The 7,866-nt window shown below is 68.2% G+C and carries 9 protein-coding genes; 4 read left to right on the top strand and 5 right to left on the bottom strand.

Features of this window, described 5'->3' with window-relative positions:
* Window positions 1–11: 11 nt before the first annotated feature.
* Window positions 12–1,016 carry a branched-chain amino acid ABC transporter permease gene (locus SCI24_RS13105; protein ID WP_318725800.1) on the top strand — a complete coding sequence of 335 codons (1,005 nt, stop codon included), beginning with the start codon at window positions 12–14 and terminating at the stop codon, window positions 1,014–1,016.
* Window positions 1,016–2,317: a branched-chain amino acid ABC transporter permease gene (locus SCI24_RS13110; RefSeq protein WP_318725801.1), complete on the top strand. Its 1,302-nt coding sequence runs from the start codon at window positions 1,016–1,018 to the stop codon at window positions 2,315–2,317. Before SCI24_RS13105 ends, SCI24_RS13110 begins: the two co-directional genes overlap by 1 nt.
* Before the next feature lie 71 nt (window positions 2,318–2,388).
* On the opposite strand, the gene SCI24_RS13115 is transcribed toward SCI24_RS13110, so the two are convergent.
* Window positions 2,389–3,606 (bottom strand): ABC transporter substrate-binding protein, encoded by a 1,218-nt coding sequence (locus SCI24_RS13115; RefSeq protein WP_318725808.1) that lies wholly within the window; start codon window positions 3,604–3,606, stop codon window positions 2,389–2,391.
* A gap of 139 nt (window positions 3,607–3,745) precedes the next feature.
* Here SCI24_RS13115 and SCI24_RS13120 point away from each other — a divergent pair, with 139 nt between their 5' ends.
* Complete coding sequence (locus tag SCI24_RS13120) at window positions 3,746–4,510, top strand: dienelactone hydrolase family protein (protein ID WP_318725802.1); 765 nt, start codon at window positions 3,746–3,748, stop codon at window positions 4,508–4,510.
* 92 nt (window positions 4,511–4,602) lie between these two features.
* Window positions 4,603–5,658: a C45 family peptidase gene (locus SCI24_RS13125; RefSeq protein ID WP_318725803.1), complete on the top strand. Its 1,056-nt coding sequence runs from the start codon at window positions 4,603–4,605 to the stop codon at window positions 5,656–5,658.
* Between the two features lie 42 nt (window positions 5,659–5,700).
* Here the strand turns inward: SCI24_RS13125 and SCI24_RS13130 are convergent, their stop codons facing one another.
* From SCI24_RS13130 to SCI24_RS13145, 4 genes are all read right to left on the bottom strand, one after another.
* Window positions 5,701–6,288, bottom strand: a complete 588-nt coding sequence (locus SCI24_RS13130; protein WP_318725804.1) for a DUF4202 domain-containing protein — start codon at window positions 6,286–6,288, stop codon at window positions 5,701–5,703.
* Window positions 6,289–6,384: 96 nt separating this feature from the next.
* Entirely contained in the window at window positions 6,385–6,933 is a 549-nt protein-coding gene (locus SCI24_RS13135) for a hypothetical protein (RefSeq protein WP_318725805.1), read from the bottom strand.
* Window positions 6,934–7,102: 169 nt separating this feature from the next.
* Entirely contained in the window at window positions 7,103–7,384 is a 282-nt protein-coding gene (locus SCI24_RS13140; RefSeq protein WP_318725806.1) for a YrhK family protein, read from the bottom strand.
* A gap of 47 nt (window positions 7,385–7,431) precedes the next feature.
* A partial coding sequence (locus SCI24_RS13145) for an ATP-binding protein (protein ID WP_318725807.1) occupies window positions 7,432–7,866 on the bottom strand: 435 nt, incomplete at its 5' end.

The following is a 7,866-nucleotide window of genomic DNA, read 5'->3' on the forward strand; positions in this document are numbered from 1 at the left end:
AGAGTACCGACGTGAATGAACTGGTCTTCTTTATCAATAACGTGGTGATCGCCGGCAGCGTGACCGGCTCGATCTACGCCATCGGCGCGGTGGGCGTGACGCTGATCTTCAGCATCATGCGCTTCGCCCACTTCGCCCATGGCGACATGATGACCTTCGGCGCCTTCATGGTGCTGCTGCTGACCACCGCCTTCCCCGGCGCCGGGGCCGCCATCGGCGTGCCCTCCGCGTTGGTCCTGCTGCCGCTGGCCATGGCGCTCACCGCCCTGCTCGCGGTGGGCATCGACAAGGCGTTCTACAAGCCGCTGCGCGCCCACGGGGTCAAGCCGATCGTGCTGGTGATCGGGTCGCTGGGGGTGACCCTGATGCTCCAGGGCCTGATCCGCCTGTTCGCCGGCACCAGCGGCCAGAGCCTCTACATCGACGACCGCAAGGAGATCTTCCGACTCGCCCTGCCCTTCGAGGGTGTACGGGCCCCGGTGGTAATCACCGAGCCGCAGCTCTACCTCTTCGTGATCACCCTGGTCGCGGTCGTCGGCCTGCACCTCTTCCTCAGCCGCTCGCGGCTCGGCAAGGCGATGCGCGCCATGTCCGACAACCCCGACCTGGCCCAGGCCTCGGGCATCAACACCAACACCATCGTCGCCGTGACCTGGGTGATCGCCGGGGGGCTCGCCGCCATCGCCGGCACCTTGCTGTCGCTGGACGTGACCTTCAAGCCCGACCTCAGCTTCTTCCTGCTGCTGCCGATCTTCGCCGCCGCCATCGTCGGCGGTGTGGGCCACCCCTACGGTGCCGTGGCCGGCGGCTTCGTGGTCGGCTTCGCCGAGACCCTCGCCGTCTTCAACTGGAGCGTGCTGCTGCGCCCCTTCCGTGACAGCCTGCCGGAGTGGCTGACCCAGGCCGGCAACCTGGCCTTCGTCGGCACCGAGTACAAGATCGTGGTGCCCTTCTTCATCCTGGTCGTCATCCTGGTGTGGCGCCCCACCGGCATCTTCAAGGGCAAGGTGATCTGATGGATACCAAACGCGCCGATACCGTCGCCGCGCCGGGCCGCTTCCCGCTGCGCGAACTCCTGCTCTTCGCCGCCGTGCTGGTGGCCGTGCTAGGCGTCTACGCCGTCATGGGCCCGGCCTACAGCACCCGCATGCTGGTGGAGGCCGCCTGCTACGCCATCCTGGCCCTGGGCCTGACCATCCAGTGGGGCTATGCCGGCCAGTTCAATGCCGGGGTGATGGGCTTCGTGGCCCTGGGCGGCTTCTGCGCCATGTTCTTCAGCATCCCGGTCAACGAGGCCTTCTGGGGCAGCGAGCTGCCCGGCGAGCTCGGCCGGGTGCTGCTCTACATGGTCGCCGCCGCCCTGGTGGTGTTCGGCGCCACCCGGCTCGACCGGCTCGGCGTCCCCCGCAAGCTGCGCACCCTGATTGCCATCGTCCTGGGCCTGGTGCTCTACCTGGTGGTGATCAATGCCCTGCGCGGAGTGACCGACCAGATCGAGTCCCGCGCCGGCTTCATCGGCGGCCTCGGCCTGCCGGTCGGCGTCGGCTGGATCGCCGGCGGGGCGCTGGCCGGCGGGGTGGGCTACTTCATCGGCCGCGTCTGCCTGGGGCTGCGCAGCGACTACCTGGCCATCGCCACCCTGGGCATCGCCGAGATCATCAAGGCCTTCCTCAAGAACTCCGACTGGCTGACCCGCGGCACCGCCACCGTCTCGCCGCTGCCCTGGCCGGTGCCAGGCCCGGCCGAGGTCGGCTTCACCCTGGCCCGGGCCCTCTACCTCTCGGTCACCGCGGTGATGATCGCGGCGATCTTCTTCCTGCTGAGTCGCGCCTACCACGCCCCCTGGGGTCGGATGATCCGCGCCATCCGCGACAACGAGATCTCCGCTGCCGCCATGGGCAAGGACATCAACAGGCGCCGCCTGGAGATCTTCGTCCTGGGCTGCATCCTGATGGGCATCGGCGGGGCGGCCCTGGGCAGCTTCAACAGCATGTTCGACCCCCAGGGCTACCTGCCCCTCAACCATACCTTCCTGGTGCTGGTGATGGTCATCCTGGGCGGCCCCGGCAACAACCTGGGCACTATCTTCGGCGCCGTGGCGGTCTACATCATCTGGATCATGTCCGAGCCGCTGGCACTGTTCCTGATGCATCTGGCCGTCACCTTCGGCGAGGGCGCCTTCGGCTGGGACGCACCCACCAACCTGGACAGCCGGGCACTGCAGGCGCGGGTGTTCGTGATCGGGCTGCTGATCACCCTGGTGCTGCGCTATGCGCCCAAGGGGCTGCTGCCGGAGAAGGTCCGCCACCACGGTTGACAGGTATCGGCTCCACACGACGAGGCCCCGGCGGTTACCCGCCGGGGCCTCGTACTGTTGGTATCGGAACCTTAGAGGTCGTCGGCCTCGAGCTCGCCGACCTGCACGAACTCGCCGCCCTCGACGGTCATCTCGACCACGATGCCTGGCACGTCGCCGTTCTCGTCGAACTCATGGGTGCCGGAGGCGCCCTCGTAGTTGATCTCGGTACCGGCCGCGATCAGCTCCACCGCCTTCTCCCACTCACCCGGCAGGATCACCTCGCCTGGGGCCATGGCGACGCTGCGCAGCGCCTCGGAGAGCCCCTCGCGTTCGGCATTGCCGTTCTGCTCGATGGCCAGCGCCAGCAGGAAGGCGGCATCGTAGGCCTGGGCCGCGAACACCGCATCGGGGTCGACGTCAGCCGCCTCGGCCGCCTCGGCGAACAGCGCGGTGCCGGGCAGGTCCGGGCTGCCCGGCCGGGTGGCGATCATGCCCTCGAGGACATCGGCGCCCACGGCGTCTACCAGGCTGTTGCCGACCATGCCGTCGGCCCCCACGTACTGGGTGAACATGCCGCTCTCGTAGGCCTGGCGCAGCACCGTCTGGCCGGAGGTGTCGGCATAGGCCAGCACCACCAGGGTCGGTACACCGCTGGACGAGAGGGTGCCGAGCTCGGAACGGTAGTCGGCGCGGTTGTCCTCGTGGGCCAGGTTCGCGGCGACCGTGCCACCCTCGGCCTCGAAGGTCTCGGTGAAGGCGTCGGAGAGGCCCTGGCCGTAGTCGTTGTTGACGTAGGTGACCGCCACCTCGTCGATGCCCTTCTCGATCAGCAGCTTGGCCAGCATCTCGCCCTGGAAGGCGTCCGAGGGCACGGTGCGGAACACCAGGTCGTTGTCGTCCAGCTCGCTGACCGCCGGCGCCGTGGAGGCCGGCGAGACCATCACCACCCCGCCGGGAATGGCCGCGTTGTTGGCCGCCGCGATGGTGGCGCCGGTGCACAGGGCACCCACGATGGCCGTGACCTCCTCGGTGTTGACCATGCGGTCGGCCGCGTTGGAGGCCGCCGAGGCGTCGGAGCAGGTGGTATCACCGGTGGGCATCTCGATCATCTGGCCGCCGAGGAGCCCCCCCTGCTCGTTGATCTGGTTCACCGCCAGCTGGGCGCCATCGAAGATCGGCGGGGTCAGGCTCTCGATCCCGCCGGTGAAGCCACCCAGGAAACCGATCTTGACCTCGGCCTGGGCCATGCCCGAAAGGGCCACGGTGGACGCGGCGACTGCCATCGCCAGTACGCGCTTTTTCATGATTGTTCGTCTCGCTCAGGTTGCTCGGGTAACACACCTTCACAATCTGGAACCCTTGCCCGCAGAACACAAGCCCGCCTCGCCAACGCTCGCGGAGACGACGCCTATACTGACAGGCGTCCATCGACCCTGGAGGCACACCATGACCCACCCGCTTCACGCCACCCTGACCCTGGCCGCCACCCTGGGCCTTGCCACCGGCAGCGCCTTCGCCTTCGAACCCGCCGGCCAGGACGTCACCTATGACGTCGGCGGCGAGGCCTTCGAGGGCTACCTCGCCGCCGCCGAGGGCGAGGCCCGCGGCACCGTGCTGGTCATCCACGACTGGGACGGCCTCGACGACTACGAGCGAGAGCGTGCCGACATGCTCGCCGAACAGGGCTATGACGCCTTCGCCGTCGACCTCTACGGCCAGGGCAATCGCCCGGCAGAGATCGATGCCAGGAAGGCCGAGACCGCTCGGCTCTACGAGGACCGGGAGCGCATGCGAACCCTGACCCTGGCCGGCCTTGCCGAGGCCCGCGAGCAGGGGGCCGCCCAACCCACCGTGGTGATGGGCTACTGCTTCGGCGGCGCCGTGGTGCTTGAGCTCGCCCGCTCCGGCGAGGCGCAGGACGTGGCCGGCTATGCCACCTTCCATGGTGGCCTGGCGACTCCCGAGGGCCAGGCCTACGACGGCGACACCGCCCCGATCCTGGTCGCCCACGGCGGCGCCGACCAGTCGATCTCGCTGGACGACGTCGCTACTCTGGGCGAGGAGCTCGAGGCCGCCGGCGTCACCTACGAGATCCAGGTCTACTCCGGCGCGCCCCACGCCTTCACCGTCTTCGGCAGCGACCGCTACCAGCAGCGGGCCGACGAGAAGTCCTGGGCAGCCTTCCAGGACCTGCTCGACGAGGTGCTGTAACGCCTGGCGGCAGCGCCGGCGAGGATCCGGTGCTGCCGCGCCCCGCCGCCTGCTACAGTGATCCTGACCAGCCCCCGCGTCATGAGGTCACCATGCACATCACCCCCCTCTCCGGCAGCCGCACCGAGATCGGCGAGGCCCACGGCCGCGCCCATGCCGGGCTGATCACCCACAGCCTCGAGGTCTACGACCGGCTGTTCCAGGACTTCGTGGGCCTGGACTGGGCCGGGGCGCGCCAGACGGCCAAGCGTTTCCTGCCGATGATCGAGCGCGGCTTCCCGGCCATCCTCGAGGAGATGGCGGGCATCGCCCGCGGGGCCGGGCTCGACTTCGAGGACATCCTCACCCTCAACTGCCGCAGCGAGATCTCGTTGACCCAGGCCAGCGGCGGCTGCTCCGCCTTCGCCCTGAACCGCGACGGCACCCAGTGGCTGGCCCAGAACTGGGACTGGCGCACCGACCAGCTGCACAACGTGGTGGCCCTCGAGATCAGCGGCCTCGACGCCCCCGCCCTGATCAGCATCGGCGAAGCCGGCATGGTGGCCAAGATCGGCATGAACGAGCACGGCATCGGGGTCTGCCTCAACGCCATCCGCTCGCGGACCTGCGGCGAGGGGCTGCCCATCCACGTCGCCCTGCGCAAGATCCTCGAGAGCGCCGACATGGAGGGCGCCGTGGCCGTGGCGAGCCGCGACCGGGTCTGCTCGCCCGCCCACTTCCTGATCGCCAATGCTGACGGCCAGGCCGCCGGCCTGGAGGTTCACCCCGGCGAACCCGGCCGGCTGGCCCCCGAGGGCGGCCTGGTCACCCACACCAACCACCTCTATGCCCGCGCCGCGACCCGCCAGGTCGAGGACTTCCCGCGCCCCGACTCCCGCCCGCGCCTGGCGCGGCTGGACAGCCTGCTGCGCGAGCGGCTGCCCGCCCAGGGCGATATCGGCGAGGGCGAGCTGTTCGCCATCCTGAGCGACCATGACAACGCGCCGCTCTCCATCTGCCGCCACTTCAATCCCGACCAGCCACCCGAGGAGCGCATGGAGACGCTGTTCTCGGTGGTGATGAACCTCACCCGGCGTCGCCTGACGCTACGCCACGGCAAGCCCTGCGAGAGCGACGAGAGCCTGACCGTGCAGTTTGGCGCCGAGTGACCCCTCGGCTGCAGGCCAGCAGCGCCCGGGCCGAGGCGGGGCTCACTCCGCCAGCGCCTCCTCCACCAGGCCGCGCGCCTCGGCCGTCATCGGCAGCGCCAGCGCCAGCTCATGGGCCCGCGGCGACATCTTCTTCCAGGTCATCTGCACGATGCGGATCAGGTGGTCGTGGTCGATCTGCTTCGAGAAGTCGCCGAAGTAGTTCTCCAGGAACACCAGGCAGGCGCAGTCCTCCACCGCCTGGGCGCCCGGGTCGCGGCCCAGGCCCTGCTTGCGGATCATCCGCGCCACCCGCTCGGCCTGCTCGGCGGTATAGCCCGCCTCCTGCATCAGCCGGGCGGTGGTCTCGCCGGCCCGCTGGCCCTGGTCGCGCCGCCAGGTGAGATAGCCCACTCGCCCCTCGGGGTAATCCGTGCGCGGCACCTGCCAGCGCTGCAGGTGCTGGCCGCGCACCGCGAGGCGCATCAGCTCGTCGGGGTGTTCGTGCAACCGCTCCAGCCAGGCACTCATGCGCCCGGCATGCCACAGCTCCTGGGGCACTGGCCCGCCATCCACCTCCACACGGCGCGGGTCCTCCGCGTGCAGGGCATCCAGGGCGGCGAGAGTCTGGTCAAGGGGGGAAAGGGGCATGGGTCTGGCCTCCGTGCTGAACAAGCGGGCCGGCCCGGCGACATCGCGCCACCGGGCCGGAACATCCGCCTGTTCTGACGCAAAACCCCAGGCAGGTCAATCCTGTGGATCGTTGCCCTGAGCGGAGGGAGCCATTCCCCAGCCGGCCGGGATGTCGACGCCCTCGAGGCCCTCGAAGCGGTCGGTGACATAGGCGCCGTGACACGCCACGCAGGACTCGGTCATGCGCCCGTACAGCGCTACCTGCCGGGCGGTGTCCCGGGCCTGGCCGGCCTCGGCCAGGGACGCCGAGAGCTCGTGCAGGTCCGCATCCATCTGCAGGAACGCCTGCGGCACGGCGGCCTTCAGGTCCTGGCGGTCCTCATCGGTCAACGACTGCTCGAGGATGAAGCTGTCGTGGATCGCCTGCCCCTTCTCCGCCACCACGGCGTGTCGGCCCTGCAGCATGGCGCTGTAGATCTCCTGCATCGCCTGCTCGATCTGGATCATCTCCTTCTGCAGCAGGCCCTGCAGCTTGGGCGTCAGCTCGGGCCGGACGGGTTCCGCGGCCAGGCTGGCCGCGCTGGCGAAAAGGGCGCCCAGGGCGAGGGCACCCCGCCGGCCACGACTGGGGGTCAACGAACGGCTCGATAGGGGGGATAGCATGGCGGATCTCCTCTGGTGGCTCGCATTCAAGGTTCAGCCCTGGAAAGCGTAGTTGCCACCCGGAGGGGCCGCCTTGAGGCAGGTCAGTCCCACCACGCTCGTTACTCACTCTCGCCACACAGCAGGCCGCTGAGGCGGCTCTTGCCCGGTCACCTGTCGACGAGAGCTTCTAACTCTCCCAGTTACTGGCGGGAATTCGTTGAATGTGGATGTGGCTGATGAGGCGGATGGTAGGGCGGATCAGAAACTGGAAACTGCCGATAATGAACAGCCAGATCGCCGCTTTCTCGTCCTTGGGGAACAGAAACAGAATGCTGCCTGCCAGGAACCAGATGGCGATGAAAAAGTCGTTGACGATGCTGATCAGCTCGTAACGGCGACGAATGATCAGTTCTCCATGGCCCAGCTTCATGGTCAGGGGATGATCTATACGACACTTGTCAATGGCCATCAGAACTGACCCACCAGTGGCCAACAAAAATGACCCACCCGTGATCGTCAGCTGAGCGTCTTCTGCTTCAGTCGGTAGCTCTCGCCTCCCAGCAGATAGAGGTGCGAGTGGTGGATGATCCGGTCGACGATCGGTACCGCCACGTTGTCGTCGTGGAAGAATTCCCCCCAGCTGGTGAAGTCCTTGTTGGTGGTGATGATCAGCGAGCGGTGCTCGTAGAACCGGTTGATCAGCTGGAACAGCGCGTAGCGCGCTTGTCGGCTCATCGGCAGGTAGCCCAGCTCGTCGATCACCAAGGCGTCGACCTTGGCGAGCTTGTGGAGCGTCTTCTTCAGCTCACCCTTCATCTCGGCCAGCTCCAGCTCCTCGACCAGGTCCAGGGCGTTGCGGAACAGTACCCGGTAGCCAGCCTCAATGGCCTTCTGGCCGATACCGATCGCCAGATGGGTCTTGCCTACCCCCGGCGGGCCGATGAACACCAG

Source organism: Halomonas sp. (assembly GCF_033549285.1).
Lineage (GTDB): Bacteria > Pseudomonadota > Gammaproteobacteria > Pseudomonadales > Halomonadaceae > Halomonas.